Origin of the sequence: Flavobacterium rhamnosiphilum (assembly GCF_004349195.1) — a bacterium.
Lineage (GTDB): Bacteria > Bacteroidota > Bacteroidia > Flavobacteriales > Flavobacteriaceae > Flavobacterium > Flavobacterium rhamnosiphilum.
Genome location: NZ_SMLG01000002.1, coordinates 84,080 through 102,776 on the forward strand (window position 1 = coordinate 84,080; position 18,697 = coordinate 102,776).

An 18,697-nucleotide genomic window follows, 5' to 3' on the forward strand; every position below is an offset into this window, starting at 1 on the left:
TAGATTATGGGTTACGGGTTATGGGTTATGGGTTGCTCATAAAGAACGCATAACTCTTAACCAATAACTGTTTTATAAAGGTTTTCTATTTTGATTTTTGTGCGTCGGATTTGGTTTTCCAGTTTTCACATTCTTATTGCTAAGGATTTTTGGCTGTCCTACCGGCAAGATTTTATTAGAAACCCGCTTATTCGTTCGTAATAAATCAGTAGTATTCAGCAGCTCTTCCGTACTTTGAAGCAAATTCAGCTTACCATCTGACAATTCGTATAAATGTTCGAAAATGACATCATCTTTAACGGTGTCTTTGTTCCAACTCAAATAGGATTTTTTCATGTGATTAGCGATCACTTTCACTAAAGCACTTTTCATCTCTCCATCTTCCCATTTATTGGCTACATCAATCATGTATTTTATGTTGTTGCCATAATACCTGTATTTTGGAAAATTCTGAGGATAACTTAACACATCCGGTTTCAATTGTAATACTTCACGGGATGGAATTGGATATGGAGAATCAGCCACTAATTTAAAATCAGACATGATAAAAATCTGATCCCACAATTTGTGCTGAAAATCAGGAACATCACGCAAATGCGGATTCAAGCTACCCATAACCTGAATAATGTATTTTGCAGCTTTGTTACGCTCCACATCATCTTCAATTTTAGTTGCCTGATCAATCAGTTTTTGCAAATGGCGTCCATATTCCGGGATAATCAAATGCGATCTTTCCGCATTGTATTCCAAATGATGCACCACATCGTTCGAGTTTTCTTTAATATATTTTGAATTCATATTCGAATGTATATTTTTTGATCTTACATGCTCTTTTTCGAAGATTTATAATCATTCGAGTATATTGCATCAAAAATTTTGTTTTATATCTAAAGAGAAATAATTCCCTTAATCGTAGAAACTTCTAGGTATTTATCTACTATTTCTTGCGAATCTTTCATGGTTACGTCAACAGATATACTGGTAAACTTGCCCGTCTTGGATTTTGTTGTTTTTATAACCGCTCCCATACAATCAAAAGCCAACTGAACACGTTCAATGTTATCATCATCTGTTGGCACAATAAATTTAAATAAGTATTCCGCCGGCCATGTATTGCTCATATCCAACTCTACTTTTAATCTATCATAAAATTCTTGAGTGTTCTTATCCATTTTCTATTTAAAAATAAAGGCAAATATACAGTTTCAAACGTAAATTATGAATTTTGAATTATGATTTTTTACCTAATATTATTTTAACCGCAATGATTTTTTCAAATCCCAATAAGTTTAAGTAAATTTGCCCCTTATTTTTTAAAAGTGCAGAAAGAAATCATAGTTATCATTGGCGGTCCAGGAACAGGTAAAACAACTATCATCGATGGATTGATAGCTAATGGATATTGTTGCTATCCCGAAATTTCGCGGGAAGTAACTTTAGAAGCAAAAAAACAAGGAATTGAGCAATTATTCCTCGAAAAACCACTGTTGTTCAGTGAATTACTTCTTGAAGGAAGAAAAAAACAATTCCAGAATGCTTCAAAAGAGCCACATGAAGTCGTTTTTATTGACCGGGGAATTCCGGATGTTTTGGCTTACATGCATTATATTGGCGATAGCTATCCTGCTACTTTTGATATAGCTTGTCGCGAACATAAGTACTCTAAAATCTTCTTTCTTCCGCCTTGGGAAGAAATCTATATTAGCGATCACGAACGTTATGAAAACTTTGAACAAGCTAAACTCATCTGTAATCACCTTACTGAAACGTATCAAAGTTACGGCTACGAACTGATAGAAGTTCCTAAAGATACCCTGGATAACAGAATTCTTTTTATCTTAGACAAAATTAGTTAAAAGTTAAGAGTTAAGTGTTGTGTGCATATGCTAACTGTATTCATCAACAACTTATAACTTATAACTCATAACTCTCAAACAATGACTGAAGCGTTAGCTATTCTTCAAAAATATTGGAAACACGACAAATTTAGGTCACTGCAAAAGGAAATTATCGATTCCGTTTTAAGTGGTCAAGATACTTTTGCATTGATGCCAACCGGCGGAGGAAAATCAGTCTGTTTTCAGATTCCGGCGATGATGAACGAAGGAATTTGTCTGGTAATTTCACCATTAGTAGCGCTGATGAAAGATCAAGTTACCAATTTGCAAAAGCGAAATATCAAAGCCATTGCATTAACTGGTGGCATCAGATCCGAAGAAATGATTGATTTGCTGGACAATTGTCAATTCGGTAATTATAAATTTCTCTATTTATCTCCCGAACGCTTGCAATCTGACTGGATTCTGGAACGAATAAAAAACCTTCCCATAAACTTAATTACCATTGATGAAGCGCATTGCGTATCACAATGGGGGCATGATTTCCGACCTGCTTATTTGAAGATTTCCGCATTAAAAAAACATTTCCCTAAAGTACCTTTCCTTGCATTAACGGCTACTGCGACTCCAAAAGTCAAAGAAGACATCATCACAGAACTGGGATTGCATAATCCGCAAGTGTTTGAAAAATCATTTGCAAGAGAAAATATCGCCTATATGGTTTTTGAAGTGGAAGATAAACTTTTCAGAACAGAACAAATCCTGAAGAAAAATCCAGAACCATCAATCATTTATGTCCGAAACAGAAAATCATGTTTAGACATTTCCTCACAACTGAATTCGTTAGGATTTAAAGCAACGTATTATCACGGCGGACTTTCGTCCAAAGAAAAAGATAAAAACATGCAACTGTGGATGAATGAAGATATACCCGTTATTGTTGCCACTAACGCCTTCGGGATGGGAATTGACAAAGCCAATGTAAAAACCGTAATCCACATTCAACTTCCCGAAAACATGGAGAATTATTACCAAGAAGCGGGACGTGCGGGAAGAAATGGAGAAAGAGCATTTGCAATCTTATTGACCAGCCCTTCTGACATAATACAAACTGAAAATCAATTTATAAATATTCTTCCCGATAAAAAGTTTTTGAATCTCATGTATGTCAAACTCTGTAATTATTTTCAGATTGCTTACGGAGAAGGAATCAACGAACAGTTTACATTCAATTTGCATCATTTTTGTTTAAAATATGAATTCCCAACATTGAAAACATATAATGCGATGCAATTTCTGGATCGACAAGGAATCATCAATTTGTCTCAAGAATTTTCTGAAAAAATCACGTTACAATTTCTTATTCCTTCCAAAGAAGTGATTCGTTATATGAGTTTGAATCCGAACGATGAGGAAATTATTTTGGCTATTTTACGAACCTATCCCGGAATTTATGAAATGCAAACTGCTTTCAACCTGCAATTGATTGCCAAAAAATCAAATCACAAGGAAGCTGAAATACAAGCGGTTTTACATAAATTAAAAGAAAAAGAGATTATTGAGTACCATTCGAAAAATAATGATGCCACAATACTATTTAATGAAATTCGGGAAGATGAAAGAACCATCAGTCGGGTTTCAAAATATTTAGAAAATCAAAATCAGTTAAAAAAAGAACAACTCCAGTCCGTTCTTCATTATGTCAATGAGAAAAAGGTATGTAAAAACAAACTGATTTTGAATTATTTTGGCGAAGAAACAACCGTTGATTGCGGTATTTGTTCATTTTGCATTACCAAAAAAATCAAGAAAAAGGATGTTACGTTACTTTCGAAAGAAATCATTGCTTTATTGCAAACCGAAGATTTAAATTCGAGAGACATTCAAAATAAAACTAAAAACAGTCCTGATGAAGTTATCTTTGTACTTCAGGATTTATTAGAAAACAACACTATTTTGGTTAAACCAAATAATAAATATACTTTAAGATCATAATGGAAAAATTACGAATTGTTTTTATGGGAACGCCCGAATTTGCTGTGGGAATATTAGATACAATACTTAAAAACAACTACGAAGTTGTGGGTATCATTACTGCCGCAGACAAACCTGCCGGTCGTGGACAAAAATTAAAATATTCAGCAGTAAAAGAATATGCGCTAGCCAATAATCTTACTTTATTACAACCTGCAAACCTTAAAGACGAAACTTTTCTATCGGAATTGAAATCGTTGAATGCCAATTTACAAATTGTGGTTGCCTTCAGAATGTTACCAAAAGTAGTTTGGGAAATGCCATCGTTAGGAACTTTCAATCTTCACGCTTCACTCCTACCGAACTATCGCGGAGCCGCCCCTATTAATTGGGCAATAATAAATGGAGAGACTAAAACAGGCGTGACTACTTTTTTTATTGACGATAAAATTGATACCGGCGCGATGATCTTGAGCTCGGAAACACCAATTGACGAAACCGAAAGTGCAGGTCAATTGCATGACCGATTAATGGATTTGGGAAGCAAGACCGTTATTGATACTTTGGAGATGATTGAAAAAGGGAATGTGTCCACAATTATCCAAAAAGACACTGCCGATACTAAAACGGCTTACAAACTTAACAAAGAAAATTGCAAAATAGACTGGACAAAACCGGCTTTGGAAATAAACAATCTGATTCGAGGTTTGAGTCCGTATCCAGCAGCTTGGTGTTTTATTGGAGATAAAAACGAAGAGTGGAATGTAAAAATATACGAAACTAAAATTGTTTTAGAAGATCACAATTACAGTATTGGAACTCTGATTTGTACCAAAAAAGAAATGAAGATTGCGGTAAAAAATGGATTTATACAGGTGTTGAGTTTACAATTTCCAGGTAAAAAGAGGATGAATACACCCGAATTGCTCAATGGAATCACCTTTTCAGCTGAGGCAAAGGCCTATTAACATCAACAAAAACGGGTGTTTTGTTCATTTTAATCAGAAAAAACCTTGCTTTTATTAACAAATAAAACAAGTTATCAACAAAACAAACTAAAATCGTACAAAACGCTTGCAAGGAACGTATTTCCTACTAAATTTGTGTATTAACAATTTTTTTTTAACCAACAATTAATAACTATTTATTATGAACAAATCAGAATTAATCGATGCTATCGCTGCTGATGCAGGAATTACAAAAGCTGCAGCTAAATTAGCTTTAGAGTCATTTTTAGGAAACGTAGGTGGTACTTTGAAAAAAGGTGGAAGAGTATCTTTAGTAGGTTTCGGATCATGGTCAGTTTCAGCGAGAGCTGCTAGAGACGGTAGAAATCCTCAAACAGGAAAAACGATTCAAATCGCTGCTAAAAATGTAGTGAAATTTAAAGCTGGTGCAGAATTAGAAGGAGCGGTAAACTAATTTAAGTTTTCCAATATAATTAAAACCTTCCAGATGGAAGGTTTTTTTATGCATTTCAACGATTTTATTTTGTACTATTATAATAAAAAACTTAAATTTAATAAAAATTATATTCCGATGATTACAGATAAACTAAAAAAAGGATATCTGCTTATTGCAGAGCCTACGATAATTGGGGATCTATCATTTAACAGATCGGTAATTTTATTAGCTGATTATAATCAGGAGGGATCAGTTGGCTTTATAATTAACAAACCTTTGAAGTATACCATCCATGATTTAATCCCGGATATTGACGCGCGATTTAAGATTTATAATGGCGGTCCAGTAGAACAAGACAACCTTTATTTTATTCATAACATTCCAGATTTGATTCCTAATAGTATCGAAATCTCTAATGGAATTTATTGGGGAGGTGATTTTGAATCGACAAAAGAACTCATCAATAAAGGCGTAATTAACAATGATAACATCCGATTCTTTCTAGGGTATACCGGTTGGGACGAAAACCAATTAGAGAGCGAAATGGAAAGCCACTCATGGATTATTACCGCAAATAGCTATGAAAATAAAATAATTGGAAAATCAGCAACACATTTCTGGAAAGAACAAATCATGGAATTAGGCGGAGAATATCTCATCTGGTCTAATGCCCCTGAAAATCCATACTTAAATTAAGTAGTACCGATCATTTCATTAAGCTTTTCAGTCAATTGGACTGATATAGCGGTAGTAAATACTTTTTTCCGGTATTGAGTTATCGGTTGAATTCCTTTTATCACATTAGTAATAAATAATTCATCCGCTTTTTGAAGGTCAAACGGAGAGATTACTTCCTCTACAACTTCTAAATTTTCTATTTTTTTAGCCAAAGCAAGAATCTGCTTTCTCATAACACCATTCAAACATCCTTCAGAAACTGGGGGTGTAATTAGTTTGCTTCCCAAAAGCATAAAGATATTCCCCTGTAATGCCTCAACAACATTTTTACTGTCATTCAATAACAGACAATTATCCAAACCATTTTCATTCGCAAAAATACTTCCAGTTATATTTATGATTTTATTAGTCGTTTTAATAGACGAAAGCAATTGTTTTGTAATGTAAAAATCTTTGTATAAATCTACTTCATATTGCTTTTTTTCAATTGAATACAACGTATTCTCCAGCGCTATTGAATGGATCAAAAAAGATACCGTATTATTTTGTGGCAAATAATAGCCCCCATCATTTCTATAAACGGTGATTCGGGCTCGAGAAGAATCAGTCAATGCCTTTTTTTTCACTAAAGAAAGTATTTGTTCTTCAAGATACTCCATGGTAAAATTCATTGGAATTTCCATTCGAACGACACGCATCGAAGACATTAACCTAAAATAATGATCCTCGAGAAAAAGGATTTTATTGTTTAGTATTTTAACCGTTTCAAAAACGGCATCGCCATATAAAAAAGCTCGGTTTTGTGTCAATATATTAGCATCCTCAGATACAATAGTCCCATTAAAATTAATCATAAAAAAAGCCCTAAATTTTATTCAGGGCAAATATAAGTTATAAAATACTATTTTACTATACGGAACCGATGAGATGTTTAAGATCCGAAATTTGATTCTCCCACAGCAATGTTGCTTCATCAACCTCATCCTTATCGGCAAAATCAACGACCATTAAAGATACATCCTTGGTTAGTTCATCGACTAAAATATGCAATTCAAAAAAGTATTCCGTGTCTTTACTATTCTCATCGACCCATTTGAATTTTACTTTTTCCCCAGTTTTCTTAGAGGCAAGTCTGGCTTTTTCTTGGGAGTCATTCCAAATGAAGGTAAAAAACTCCCCACGAGAGTTCACATTATCGGCAAACCACTCAGACAAACCTGACGGAGTCGATATATATTGATACAATAATTGAGGCGAAGAATTTATGGGAAACTCGATTTCGTAACGTACTTTTTGATCCATGAGCTACATTTAATTTTTTCGAAATATATAGAATATAACTCCGAAAAAAAAGCATTTTTAAAAATATTTTTTTTTATTAAAAATATGCTTGCAGGCATTAATTTTATTTTTATATTTGCACCCGCATTCAGGGATGGTTATCCATCCGGAATCATGGCGAGATAGCTCAGTCGGTTAGAGCGCAGGATTCATAACCCTGAGGTCCCGAGTTCAAATCTCGGTCTCGCTACCAAAGCAAAAACCCTAACATCAATATGTTAGGGTTTTTTATTGGAATAATGTTTCGGAAATATAGACTTCAAATCTCTCAAGTGAGGAAAAAGTGAGGAACTCAAGTGAGGAATTTTATAAATCAAGACAAAAATATTACTAGACATTAAACAGAAAAGGTATAAATGAAATGTAGTTTTTCATTTATACCTTTTGAACTTTAATCAAATATTTTAATTTCTAAAGCCCCTTTTTTAATCACAGATAAAACTTTAGCATCTAGATAATGTTTCTTTAAAATTTCATTAGTTGAATGAGATGATATTACCATAGTGTCATCACCCATTGCTTTATTTACCCAGGTAAAGTATGTTTTTCGTAAATTCTTTAAGCTATAATCTTTTTCGATCCCTGCTCCTTTACGATAATGTGTAAATGATTTTGATAGAAAATCCATAAAAGATTGAACATTCATTTTTCGATCAGGACACAAAATATAATCATCTGTCATATATTTATCGTTGTATCCCATTTCAATAAGCAAATTCATTAACTCAGTAGTTATCGGAATAGGCCTAAGAATTTTTTTTCCTTTTTTAATTCTCTGAACTTTGATATTTTCTATATACATAAATTTGACGTTTTCATCAAAACCAAAAATATCACTCCACCTCATAACAACTAGTTCTTCACGTCTACAACCTGTCAACAAAAACAACTTATAAGCCTGTTTTAAATACGGCCTATACATGTCCTTTTTTTCTCCTTTTCCGCCTAATTTAAGTACTGGATAAGCATTGTCAACTGCTTGTAGTACCGAATCAAATTCTTGTTTTGTAATTGTGTCTATAGCAGTACCAACAACTTCTTTTAGAACGTACTTTCTAAAAGGGTTTTTCATATCGATTTCTTCCACATCCATTAAAAATTCAAAAAAGCCCTTAACTCCAGCCATACACTTGTTAAATGTCTTCTCATTATAATGCCCTTCTGCCCATTTATAAAAATTTGAAACTTCCTTCCTGCTTACATCTTTAACTCTAAACGTTGTAATATCTTCAGTCACGTTAATATTTTTACAAAAAAAACGACAATAACGAATTAGTTCATCTTTATATCCTGGACTGATATTCTTCTTCAAATGGGCGTAGTTACTCTGACCATTTAGATATTGATTATATCGAATTACGGCATCGGCTATTGAATAATCATTTCCCTGATATTCTTCTATTATGTTTTCGCTTTTTGTACTTCCAATAGTTGTAAAATCGGTAGCAATTAATTCTTTTTCAAATTCAATAGCTTCAATTACAGCATCAGCATAGTTAATAGCATTTAACTTCCTAGTTTTAACCGATTTTTTAGACCCCGGAACGTGAAACCTAACTCTATAAACCTGGCTGTCATAATGCTTACAATTACTATTATTATCCTGATTACATTTTTTACAAAATATCTTTAATCCTCTATATGGATTTTTTGGAAGATTTAACTTAATCATGTTAGTAGCTGTTTATACAATTCCTCATCGCTTTTACTTCTTTTAACTTTGGTTGTTGGTTTGTATTGAACATTAACTTTTAACTCTAACATTATTAATTCAAATAATGCTTCGTTTTTAATCGTTTTTTGATAATACGCTTGCCATCCTTTAGGATCTTTCCGTTGACGATCTTTAACATGCGGCAAAATCATAGCACACTCAAAATCTACCTTATATACAAAAGTCAATTTTGCCAATCGGTGAATTGTAATCTTATTTTCCCACAACCACTTCTTAATGCATTCTTTGTCTTTTCGACCAATATGGACACCAATGTCCTTTAAATTTATAATTGCCGAGCAATTCATTTCTTTTTCTTCTTTATCTGTCATGATTAAACTGTTATAGAAGTTATATTATTTGAAAGGCAAAAAGTTTTAGGCGACAGGAAGAAAAATGAAAATGGACTCAAAAAACAGTAATAAGCATCTCCAAGCACATTCAGTATTTTGGGATATTTTAGTATATCCTACCTAATTATCATTACCGAAAAAGTTATTTTATTCTGATTCAATTTACCGGCAAAAGCAACCATATTTAAGTAAATACAAGTGATTAATTCATTTTAATCGTTTTTTTTTAAAGAAAAACATGCAAATAATACAACCAGCTAGTAACAATAAATAGGATAAAATGTTTGATTCTTAAAATTGTCAATGTTGTAGTTTTTTCATATTAATATTTTTTAAAATTATAGTTAATGACGTTTTTGCATACTATTTTTAAATATTTTAAGTATTGTTTTCGAAGGGACTATTCCAAACCGTCTTTAATATCATCAATCAATTCGTTAAATTTTTGCTCATTGAAGGATTTGTCGTTATTCCACACCTCATAATAATTTTGATATTTGAAAATTGTGGGTAAGTAGATAGCGTTATCAGTAATTATTTTTTGTAGCCCAATCAGTTTCGGGTCATTGGTCCTGAACATCATCAAAACTTTTTCAAAATTGGAATTTATCCCACCAGTAAATATTGATTTGACTGTATTATCAAAAATAAACCCTTTTGCTTTTTTGGGTAAATATTCCAAAGTTGATAATTGATTATAGGTACAATCAAATGTGCCTCCAACCTCAATTGGTGAGTTTTTTAGTGATTTTAAATTTAAATTTGAGCAGTCAAAATCACCACTTACTTTGTTAAAAATCAATGGTATTTCCGTCAAAAAGCTTGAAGTTTTTGAAAATTTTACATTGCCTATAACATCGATGCTTCCATCATCATTGACGATATAATCATCAATTGACACCCAATGATCCCGCAATATTTTTGCAGCCTCATCCTCTTCTGCAAAAAATGTATCCAAACCCATCACTCAGTATATTGATTAAAGTAAACCTTCTTTTATGTCCATAATAATATCATCAAAATTTGACTTATTGAATGTTCCTTGAGGTGTAAACAGATCAAGGAAATGCATATACTTAAATACTATTGGCAAGTTTTTTTTATTATCTATTATTATCTGAGGAAGTACCTTTTCTGATTTTGATACTCTTTCTTGAGATTGAATTTCGATTCTTTTGACCTTGCAATCTTGATTGCCCATATAAAGTGATGTAGAACTGTCAAATCCAAAAATGCCACCTATTACTTTAGGAACACCCACTAGATTAGTTATTTCGTTTGCCTCAACACGAAATGAACCACCTACATATTCTGGTGAACCTTCAAGTGTATTTAACTTATTTTTGAACCCATAAAAAAATCCATTTACTTTAATAGGGCCATCGGCAAGTGAAGTTAAATCGTTGCAAGAACATGAAAAATTTCCATTAATTATTTTTGGAGTTCCTTTTAATGAGGTTAATCTATTTTCGTGGGCTAAGAAACTACCTCCTATTTCAGCTGGACAATATCTTAATGATGTTAGGTTGTTTCCATAGCAATTGAAATCCCCAGCCACGTATTGGGGGCAACCGACTAAAGATGTTAGCTTGTTTGATGATATAATAAAATCACCGTAGACATATTTGAATCTCAATGGGACCTGTTTTATATCTATATGACAAATTTTGACGTTGCCATTAACACTGAGTAAACCGTCCGTTAGTGTCCATGGACCAATTCGTAGTCGGTATCTTTTTATTATGAATTCGATTTGTTTTCTTGTAATTGACTTTTTCTTTTTCATAAAAATTTGATCTTCTGCTAATATACGCTGGCGAAATGAGACACACCAGCATGACCTTCAGTATTTTAAAACTTTTTTTTTAAATATTTTGAAAAGAAGTCAAGTAACCATATATGGTGTCAAATAAAAGCTTTTAAGCTGCTTTTATTTCATAACAAACACACAAGTCTATTCCTCTATTTTAACCTTTGTAAAGGCCCCTAAATCAACAGCAACTTCATCCATAACTTCTACAACTTTTTGCGAATGCACCGGATCAAAAAACAACGCATCGTAAACATAACCAACAAATATTCCTTCCTCATTAAGCCTTGACACAACCTCAGTCATAATCTCGACTTCTTTAGCAAATAAACGGCGTGAAGTTATTTTGTGTTTATACTCACTCTCATTTTTTTCTTTGATTATGGCATCCAGCATAGCTGGTTCGTATTTTTGATAATATTTAAATAATGGCGACTGCTGCATCTGCGAAACTTCTTTATTAAAAAAAGACAGATGCTCTATTTTTACTGTTTTCTCATCAATACCTAGCTCTGTTTCTAAATTTTTATGTGTCAAATATTGAGCATTCCCACCATAAAGTGACATTGCTATATTTGGATGCAAACAAGAATAATCTGCTTCGGCGATTGGCTGACCATTAATCTTTACTAATTTTCTGATCCAGGAAGGCATAAGTGTAAATGAATCTACTACCCTTTTACCACTTTTTTCGTTTCCAGGTCTAGGTATTAGTAAGCCATTTTTTGTTAAATATTTATACGCTTTAAGTGAATCTTCTACAAATACAAGTTTATCTGGATTAGGATAAAAATCCCTCCCTTTTTTATTATTAAAAATGAGTGTCTTCCCTTTTTTATTGGTATGTCCTAATTTCACCAACATCTTTGCTTCAATATTAATCTCATTTTCCGTCGGTAATACCACATACTTATATAACTCCAATAAGTTTACACATATGATATTGTCTTGTGCTTTCTTTAGTTTACGTACACACGATTTTTTAAACAAAGTCTGAACTACGCCAGTTTGTAATTTATAAGGAACAAATCCTTTACTTCTAAATTCTGATCCTAGACGATACTCGTAGCTGTGTTTTCCAATTATATAAAAACGATCTTCTAGAATCGATCCAATTTTATATTCATACTTTAGTGCATCTTTCACATGCTGATAAGTCTTTTCATCAATTCGTAATAATTGCCTCAAATATTCAGCTCGTAAAGATTTCCATCCTTCAGGATTCGATCCATTTAAAATATTTCGGTGAGTTGAACTCAACTGAGAAAGAAATAGCAAACACAATTCAACAGCTACCTTTCTATTTTCTTTCGTCTTTTCCCTTCCGTGTATATTATCCAAAATCCCTTTCGGTAAATCTCGCTCTATTAAAGACTTCACCTTGGTGGGTATCATTATCGTATCAGGATTTTTAAACAGTGTCGCAAACTGTGCATAAATATCATCCGTTTCTGTCTTGTCGTTTTCGACCTTAACCCCTGAATTATCTAATATTTTAGTTAATTCAATGTCATCAAAATCATCATTATTTGTTACATCATTAATGATAGATATAGATGAATTAAAATTAATTAATGTAGTTTGATTGGGATTTGAGGTTCTTTTATTCTTGATTACTGATTTACTTCTTTGAGTCTTTACTTTTACTCTTTTACTTTCTTTTAACATAGGTTATATACTTTATTTTTTAAGTCAAAACCTTGTTCTTAAGATGTCTTGACTTTACTTGTAGTACATCTCTTTGATAAAGTTTATTTTTTTAGCATCTTTTTTTAGTACACCTATCACTCAGTAGATTTAGTATAAAGAACAAATAATTATAGCAGCCTTTCTCACCAAGGAGCAAAGGCTTTACTATCATACCTGAAGGGCTATTTTTTTTCACTCTCTTTTATAAAAATAAATCCGTTCCTATTATCGTCTTCCACATTCCTATTAATTAAATAATCTTTACTTTAGCCAAAAAAGAGATTGAATTTATCAATACAAAAACATAAAGAATAGCATACTAAAATGGCAATCAAAAAATCTGAATTATATAGCTCACTTTGGGCTAGTTGTGATGAATTACGTGGCGGAATGGATGCCTCTCAATACAAAGATTACGTACTTACAATGTTGTTTGTAAAATACATTTCCGATAAATATTCAGGTGATAAATACGCCCCTCTCGTTATCCCTGACGGTGCGAGCTTCAAAGACATGGTCGATTTGGTGGGAAAAGAAACCATCGGTGATGACATCAACAAGAAAATTTTAAATCCAATAAAGGAAGTAAACCAACTACAAGATTTCCCGGATTTCAATGACCCAACCAAATTGGGAAGCGGAAAAGAAATGGTAGATACCTTGTCTAAACTGATTCTAATTTTCAATAAACCGGAACTGGACTTTAGCAAAAACAAAGCCGAAGGCGATGATATCCTGGGCGATGCCTACGAATTCCTGATGCGCCATTTTGCTACCGAAAGTGGTAAATCAAAAGGACAATTCTATACGCCAGCAGAAGTAAGTAAGGTGTTGGCAAAGATTCTGGGTATCAATGATGCCAACAGTACTACCCAAACTACAGCATATGATTTAACATGTGGTAGCGGATCATTACTTTTAAAAGTAGCCGATGAAGCTGAAAAAGAAATCTCTTTGTACGGACAGGAAAAAGAAACGGCAACGGCTGGTTTGGCACGTATGAACATGATTTTGCACAACAAACCATCAGCATCAATTTGGGCAGACAATACGCTTTCTAAACCACGCTGGGAAGAAGATGGAAAACTAAAAACCTTTGACTATTGTGTGGCGAATCCTCCATTTTCGTTAAAAAACTGGGGCAATGGTGTCGATGCACAGAATGATAAATACAAACGTTTTAAGGATTTTGGCACACCGCCAGACAAGAATGGTGATTATGCTTTCTTGCTTCACATTATCAAATCCTTGAAAAGTACAGGAAAAGGGGCTATCATTTTACCTCACGGGGTTTTGTTCCGTGGTAATGCCGAGAGTGAAATTCGCAAGAACATCATCAAAAAGGGACTGATAAAAGGGATCATTGGATTGCCTGCCAACTTGTTTTATGGCACTGGAATTCCCGCTTGTATTATTCTTATTGACAAAGAAAACGCCCATACCCGCAAAGGAATTTTCATGATTGATGCTGGAAAAGGTTTCATGAAAGACGGTAACAAAAACCGCTTACGTGACCAGGACATTCACAAAATTGTAGATGTATTCAACAAGCAACTCGAAGTACCTAAGTATAGCCGCATGGTGGGCATTGATGAAATTGCAGATGCCAAAAACGATTACAACCTCAACATTCCAAGATATATTGACAGTCAGGAAACCGAAGATATACAAGATATTTTAGCGCATTTAAAAGGCGGTATTCCAAATGTGGATATTGACAACCTGAATGACTATTGGAAAATATATCCAGCCTTAAAAACCGTTTTATTTAAGAATATTGACGCAACGAAGTATTCACAATTGACCGTCCCGGCTTCTGAATTAAACAATACAATATTTACCCATCCTGAGTTCCTTTCGTTTACGTATGGTTTATTGACTGTTTTGGAAGAATGGACAGCACAAACAACCAGCAAACTTAAAAACCTGGAAGCGGGTTGCAAACCCAAAGAAGTGATTCACACCATCTCTGAAAGCTTATTGCATACCTACGATGACCGTCCCTTGATAGACCAATATGATGTGTACCAACACCTGATGTCCTATTGGAGCGAAACCATGCAAGACGATATTTATGTAATTGCTACCGATGGCTGGAAAGCGGGTAACGAAGTAAACCGACTAGCGAAAGAAAGCAAGAACGCTAAAAAAGAAACCGTACGTAAAGACATAGAGGGATTAGAGGGGCTTGAAGGCCGATTGATACCGCCAAGCCTTATCATTGCTCACTATTTTGCAACAAAACAAAATGCTATTGATGCTTTTAATGCCAAAAAAGAAGCAGGACAAGCCACCAAAACGGAACTAGAAGAAGAACACGGTGCTGAAGGAGGGCTCTTTGGTGATTTAGACAAAATTAATAAAGCCGAAGTAACCAAATTACTCAAAGAGAAAAAGGCTGAAAAAGCACCCAAAGAAGAGCTGGAAGTGTGTGAAACCTATTTGAAACTCTTGGAACAAGACACCAAGATTAATGCGGAGTTGAAAATAGCTTTAAAAGCATTAGAAAAATTAGTAGTAGCCAAATACCCAACGCTTACAGAAACCGAAATAAAAACATTGGTAGTAGACCACAAATGGATGCATACCATTGCTAGCGCTATTACCTCCGAAATGGAACGCGTGAGCCAAGCCTTAACCCAACGCATCAAGGAACTAGCGGATCGCTATGACAACCCTATGCCACAACTAAAGAACAAAGTGGAAACGCTAGAAGAAAAAGTGAATGCACATTTGGTTAAAATGGGATTGGTATGGAATTAATATTAGAGAAATACCAACAAACTGAAATAGGGATTGTTCCTAATGATTGGGAGATTTGTGAATTATCTGAGGCTGTTGACTTTTTAGATGGACAGAGACAACCTATAAAATCAAGTGATAGAACGAAGATTAGCGGTATATTTCCATATTACGGTGCATCTGGGATTATTGATTATATAGATGATTACATTTTTGATGATGATTTGATTTTACTTGGAGAGGATGGGGAAAATATTTTAAGTCGAAATTTGCCTTTAGCATTTCAAGTGAAAGGAAAAATTTGGGTAAACAATCATGCTCATGTTTTAAAACCAAAAGAAACTTTTGATATAGTTTTTTTAACTAATTACTTAGAAAGTCTTAATTATTCATTGCTCAATTCTGGTACAGCCCAACCTAAGCTGAATAAAAATAGCTGCTTGAAAATCAAAATTAAAAAACCATCCCTCGAAGAACAAACCGTCATTGCCACTGCCCTATCCGATGCTGATGCGTTGATAACGGGTTTAGAAAAACTAATTGCCAAAAAACGCAACATCAAACAGGGTGCAATGCAACAACTTTTGAAACCAAAAGAAGGTTGGGAAGTGAAGAAGTTGGGGGAAATCTGCGATGTTATCGGAGGAGGAACTCCGAGTACCTTTATTCCTGAATATTGGAACGGAACAATAAACTGGTTTACACCAACTGAAATTGGCAAACACAAATACACATTTGAAAGTGTAAGGAAAATAACCAAAGAAGGATTTATAAATTCCTCTGGCAAAATTTTACCTATTGGTTCAATTTTGCTTACTTCTCGTGCTGGAATTGGAGACGTAAGTATTTTAATGTATGAAGGCTGTACAAATCAAGGATTTCAATCTCTTGTTGCAAAAACAGGTTACAATAATGAATATATATACTATTTAATTACTACGTTGAAAAATGTTTTAATACAAAACGCTAGTGGAAGTACATTTTTAGAAATAAGCCCAAACAAAATAAAGCAGATAGAAGTTTCTATTTCAAACTACGAAGAACAAACCCGAATCGCTACGATTCTTTCGGATATGGATGCAGAACTTACGACATTAGAGCAAAAACTAGATAAATATAAAAAAATAAAGTTGGGGATGATGCAGGAATTGTTAACGGGGAAAACGAGGTTGATTTAGATAAAAACAAACACACAAAAAAAATATGGCAAAATTAATTGATGTTGAAGAAAGAGATATAAACTATATTTTCGGAAACCCAAGACCTTATAGTTTAGATGTATATCAAAGAGATTACCGTTGGAGCGATGATAAAGAATATAAAATTGTCACTCAATTAATCATTGATATTGAATTAAGATTTGAGAATAATCTAAAATTAAACAAGCGAAATCAATCATCCGAATTGCCCAATATTCTCAAAGATGTAGACGAAAATTTCAAGCCTTACTTTCTTAATACCATAATGCTAAATCAACAAGGCAGCAATATTTATATTGTTGACGGTCAGCAACGTTTGACCACTATCCTACTGCTTCTTATCAAGTTGTATCATATAGGTATTGATAAAGGAGAAGCTGTATTAAATGTTAAGAAATTTATCGGTGAGAAAATCTATGAAGAAGATATGGCAAGTGTAAAACACTTTAAAATTTCTAATGTAGATAGAAACACGATCATAAAAAAAATATTTGAAGAGGAAACAATTTTAGATGCCGACATTACTAATATTACCCAGCTCAACCTAAAAGATAATTATCAAATTATATCTAAATATTATGATGGTTATTTCTATGATAAAAATGGATCTTTTAATGCCGTAAAATACAATTACTATGTTTACAATCTTTTACAAAAAGTTTTAATTATTGAGCAAGTGATTAAACATAAAGAAGATGTAGCAATGATATTTGAAACGGCTAACGATAGAGGTAAAGAATTAGAACCTCATGAAGTTTTAAAAGGAATGTTACTTGGGGTTTTAGACACTGATAAAAAAGAAGAATGTAACGTAATTTGGAATGACGGATTAAAAACATTTTTCAATATTGATGAAAATTATAAAAACGTAGACGATTTTTTCAGAACTTATTTCAGGGCAAAATATGCTGATACTGCATTTCAATACCAACAATTTGCTAATAAATACCATCGGAACCTATTATCTAATGACAAAATAATTAAAGACTTAGACAGGAGTAATCCCTCTAAAATAGAGAAATTTATAAAAAACGATTTTAAATATTTCTACAAACTCTATTTGCAAATTTCTGCCCATGCCAAAAATGGAACAAATATTAACATTGCTTCAAATTACGCTAATGAGCAAGGACAGCAATTTCTTTTAATTTTGTCTGCTCTTACATTAAACGACCCTGAACATGATGCAAAAATCAATTTAGTCGCCAAGAAATTCGATCAGTTTTTTACCATATCTAGTTTAATTAGCGCAGGAGATAATAATAAGCGTCAGAAATTATACTATGATTTAAACAAAGCAATACGTAATAAACCACTTGTGGAAATAAACGATGCTTTTGATAGTGTTACAATACCTTACTTCAACGAAAATAATTTTTCAATTACAGTTTTTAATGATATATTTCAATATAAAAATTTTGAAAAAGCAAAAATAGATGGTCGTTTTTCTAAATATGTTTTATCAAGAGTTGATAGATATTTAGCCGATTTACTTAATGAACAATCTTTTGCCAAACAAGAGAGTTTACATTTCATCACTCATAGTGGTAACAGGCCAACACATGGTTTCCATATAGAGCATATGTTTTCAAACAATGAAAAAATAATGGATCAATTTAAAGATGGAAAAGGCGAATTTGATGAAAAATTATTTATTGAAGAAAGAAATAGATTAGGTGCTGTTATACTTTTTAAAGGAAACGAAAACATTAGAACTAGTAATTGGATCTTTAAGAAAAAATTAAAATCATACCAACAAAGCGGTTTTATTTGGAACAGAATTTTAACAAACTCTGTTAATCAAGCATCATTAAATAATTGCACTCACGATATTAAAAAACACTTTAAAAGTTATGAACCAGACACAGATGGTCTTTTAACAAGAGAAGCCATCAATGAGCGTCAAGAATTACTCTTCAGAATAATTAGCGAAATTTATTCAAATTAACTCTCAT

At 33.1% G+C, this 18,697-nt stretch carries 17 protein-coding genes and 1 tRNA gene; 9 read left to right on the forward strand and 9 right to left on the reverse strand.

What is annotated here, in order from left to right:
* Positions 1-72 precede the first annotated feature (72 nt).
* Both E0I26_RS04025 and E0I26_RS04030 read right to left on the reverse strand, forming a co-directional pair.
* Positions 73-798 carry a DUF4290 domain-containing protein gene (locus E0I26_RS04025; RefSeq protein WP_131915217.1) on the reverse strand — a complete coding sequence of 242 codons (726 nt, stop codon included), beginning with the start codon at positions 796-798 and terminating at the stop codon, positions 73-75.
* A gap of 89 nt (positions 799-887) precedes the next feature.
* Positions 888-1,172, reverse strand: a complete 285-nt coding sequence (locus E0I26_RS04030; RefSeq protein WP_131915218.1) for a DUF493 family protein — start codon at positions 1,170-1,172, stop codon at positions 888-890.
* 147 nt (positions 1,173-1,319) lie between these two features.
* Between E0I26_RS04030 and E0I26_RS04035 the strand changes: the two genes are divergently transcribed.
* The 5 genes from E0I26_RS04035 to E0I26_RS04055 all read left to right on the forward strand — a co-directional run bounded on the left by E0I26_RS04035 (position 1,320) and on the right by E0I26_RS04055 (position 5,912).
* Positions 1,320-1,856, forward strand: a complete 537-nt coding sequence (locus E0I26_RS04035) for an AAA family ATPase (protein WP_131915219.1) — start codon at positions 1,320-1,322, stop codon at positions 1,854-1,856.
* Positions 1,857-1,937: 81 nt separating this feature from the next.
* Complete coding sequence (locus E0I26_RS04040; RefSeq protein WP_131915220.1) at positions 1,938-3,833, forward strand: RecQ family ATP-dependent DNA helicase; 1,896 nt, start codon at positions 1,938-1,940, stop codon at positions 3,831-3,833.
* Positions 3,833-4,780, forward strand: coding sequence for a methionyl-tRNA formyltransferase (gene fmt / locus E0I26_RS04045; protein WP_131915221.1), 948 nt, complete (start codon positions 3,833-3,835; stop codon positions 4,778-4,780). Before E0I26_RS04040 ends, fmt begins: the two co-directional genes overlap by 1 nt.
* Positions 4,781-4,961: 181 nt before the next feature.
* A complete protein-coding gene (locus tag E0I26_RS04050; RefSeq protein ID WP_073017033.1) occupies positions 4,962-5,234 on the forward strand; it encodes an HU family DNA-binding protein in 273 nt (90 codons plus the stop codon).
* A 117-nt stretch (positions 5,235-5,351) separates the two neighbouring features.
* The gene (locus E0I26_RS04055; RefSeq protein WP_131915222.1) at positions 5,352-5,912 is read left to right on the forward strand and encodes a YqgE/AlgH family protein; all 561 of its coding nucleotides are present in this window, start codon (positions 5,352-5,354) and stop codon (positions 5,910-5,912) included.
* Here the strand turns inward: E0I26_RS04055 and E0I26_RS04060 are convergent.
* Positions 5,909-6,748 (reverse strand): aminotransferase class IV, encoded by an 840-nt coding sequence (locus tag E0I26_RS04060; protein ID WP_131915223.1) that lies wholly within the window; start codon positions 6,746-6,748, stop codon positions 5,909-5,911. The two genes, E0I26_RS04055 and E0I26_RS04060, sit on opposite strands and share 4 nt — an antisense overlap.
* Before the next feature lie 55 nt (positions 6,749-6,803).
* Positions 6,804-7,196: an START-like domain-containing protein gene (locus tag E0I26_RS04065; protein ID WP_131915224.1), complete on the reverse strand. Its 393-nt coding sequence runs from the start codon at positions 7,194-7,196 to the stop codon at positions 6,804-6,806.
* Between the two features lie 155 nt (positions 7,197-7,351).
* On the opposite strand from E0I26_RS04065, the gene E0I26_RS04070 reads away from it, so the two are divergent.
* Positions 7,352-7,428 (forward strand) — tRNA-Met (locus tag E0I26_RS04070).
* Positions 7,429-7,626: 198 nt separating this feature from the next.
* Here E0I26_RS04070 and E0I26_RS04075 read toward each other — a convergent pair.
* From E0I26_RS04075 to E0I26_RS04095, 5 genes are all read right to left on the reverse strand, one after another.
* The gene (locus E0I26_RS04075; protein ID WP_131915225.1) at positions 7,627-8,907 is read right to left on the reverse strand and encodes a tyrosine-type recombinase/integrase; all 1,281 of its coding nucleotides are present in this window, start codon (positions 8,905-8,907) and stop codon (positions 7,627-7,629) included.
* A complete protein-coding gene (locus E0I26_RS04080; protein WP_131915226.1) occupies positions 8,904-9,281 on the reverse strand; it encodes a hypothetical protein in 378 nt (125 codons plus the stop codon). The genes E0I26_RS04075 and E0I26_RS04080 overlap by 4 nt, the downstream gene beginning before the upstream one ends.
* A 421-nt stretch (positions 9,282-9,702) precedes the next feature.
* Positions 9,703-10,266: a hypothetical protein gene (locus E0I26_RS04085; protein WP_131915227.1), complete on the reverse strand. Its 564-nt coding sequence runs from the start codon at positions 10,264-10,266 to the stop codon at positions 9,703-9,705.
* Positions 10,267-10,281: 15 nt separating this feature from the next.
* Positions 10,282-11,088: a hypothetical protein gene (locus E0I26_RS04090; RefSeq protein ID WP_131915228.1), complete on the reverse strand. Its 807-nt coding sequence runs from the start codon at positions 11,086-11,088 to the stop codon at positions 10,282-10,284.
* A 168-nt stretch (positions 11,089-11,256) separates the two neighbouring features.
* Positions 11,257-12,780: a hypothetical protein gene (locus E0I26_RS04095; protein ID WP_131915229.1), complete on the reverse strand. Its 1,524-nt coding sequence runs from the start codon at positions 12,778-12,780 to the stop codon at positions 11,257-11,259.
* A gap of 345 nt (positions 12,781-13,125) precedes the next feature.
* On the opposite strand from E0I26_RS04095, the gene E0I26_RS04100 reads away from it, so the two are divergent.
* The 3 genes from E0I26_RS04100 to E0I26_RS04110 are packed head-to-tail and all read left to right on the forward strand — an operon-like array spanning position 13,126 to position 18,690.
* Positions 13,126-15,564: a type I restriction-modification system subunit M gene (locus E0I26_RS04100; RefSeq protein ID WP_131915230.1), complete on the forward strand. Its 2,439-nt coding sequence runs from the start codon at positions 13,126-13,128 to the stop codon at positions 15,562-15,564.
* Positions 15,555-16,721: a restriction endonuclease subunit S gene (locus tag E0I26_RS16445; protein ID WP_165929401.1), complete on the forward strand. Its 1,167-nt coding sequence runs from the start codon at positions 15,555-15,557 to the stop codon at positions 16,719-16,721. Before E0I26_RS04100 ends, E0I26_RS16445 begins: the two co-directional genes overlap by 10 nt.
* Before the next feature lie 25 nt (positions 16,722-16,746).
* On the forward strand, positions 16,747-18,690 hold the full coding sequence (locus E0I26_RS04110) for a DUF262 domain-containing protein (protein ID WP_131915231.1): 1,944 nt from the start codon (positions 16,747-16,749) through the stop codon (positions 18,688-18,690).
* The last annotated feature ends 7 nt before the right edge of the window (positions 18,691-18,697 follow it).

Bases quoted from the DNA above. Each gene is read 5' to 3' on its own strand.
- E0I26_RS04100 (WP_131915230.1), top strand. From the start codon at position 13,126: ATGGCAATCAAAAAATCTGAATTATATAGCTCACTTTGGGCTAGTTGT.
- E0I26_RS04095 (WP_131915229.1), bottom strand. From the start codon at position 12,780: ATGTTAAAAGAAAGTAAAAGAGTAAAAGTAAAGACTCAAAGAAGTAAA.
- E0I26_RS04055 (WP_131915222.1), top strand. From the start codon at position 5,352: ATGATTACAGATAAACTAAAAAAAGGATATCTGCTTATTGCAGAGCCT.
- E0I26_RS04030 (WP_131915218.1), bottom strand. From the start codon at position 1,172: ATGGATAAGAACACTCAAGAATTTTATGATAGATTAAAAGTAGAGTTG.
- E0I26_RS04110 (WP_131915231.1), top strand. From the start codon at position 16,747: ATGGCAAAATTAATTGATGTTGAAGAAAGAGATATAAACTATATTTTC.
- E0I26_RS04025 (WP_131915217.1), bottom strand. From the start codon at position 798: ATGAATTCAAAATATATTAAAGAAAACTCGAACGATGTGGTGCATCAT.
- E0I26_RS04085 (WP_131915227.1), bottom strand. From the start codon at position 10,266: ATGGGTTTGGATACATTTTTTGCAGAAGAGGATGAGGCTGCAAAAATA.
- E0I26_RS16445 (WP_165929401.1), top strand. From the start codon at position 15,555: ATGGAATTAATATTAGAGAAATACCAACAAACTGAAATAGGGATTGTT.
- E0I26_RS04050 (WP_073017033.1), top strand. From the start codon at position 4,962: ATGAACAAATCAGAATTAATCGATGCTATCGCTGCTGATGCAGGAATT.
- E0I26_RS04060 (WP_131915223.1), bottom strand. From the start codon at position 6,748: ATGATTAATTTTAATGGGACTATTGTATCTGAGGATGCTAATATATTG.
- E0I26_RS04075 (WP_131915225.1), bottom strand. From the start codon at position 8,907: ATGATTAAGTTAAATCTTCCAAAAAATCCATATAGAGGATTAAAGATA.
- E0I26_RS04080 (WP_131915226.1), bottom strand. From the start codon at position 9,281: ATGACAGATAAAGAAGAAAAAGAAATGAATTGCTCGGCAATTATAAAT.
- fmt (WP_131915221.1), top strand. From the start codon at position 3,833: ATGGAAAAATTACGAATTGTTTTTATGGGAACGCCCGAATTTGCTGTG.
- E0I26_RS04065 (WP_131915224.1), bottom strand. From the start codon at position 7,196: ATGGATCAAAAAGTACGTTACGAAATCGAGTTTCCCATAAATTCTTCG.
- E0I26_RS04090 (WP_131915228.1), bottom strand. From the start codon at position 11,088: ATGAAAAAGAAAAAGTCAATTACAAGAAAACAAATCGAATTCATAATA.
- E0I26_RS04040 (WP_131915220.1), top strand. From the start codon at position 1,938: ATGACTGAAGCGTTAGCTATTCTTCAAAAATATTGGAAACACGACAAA.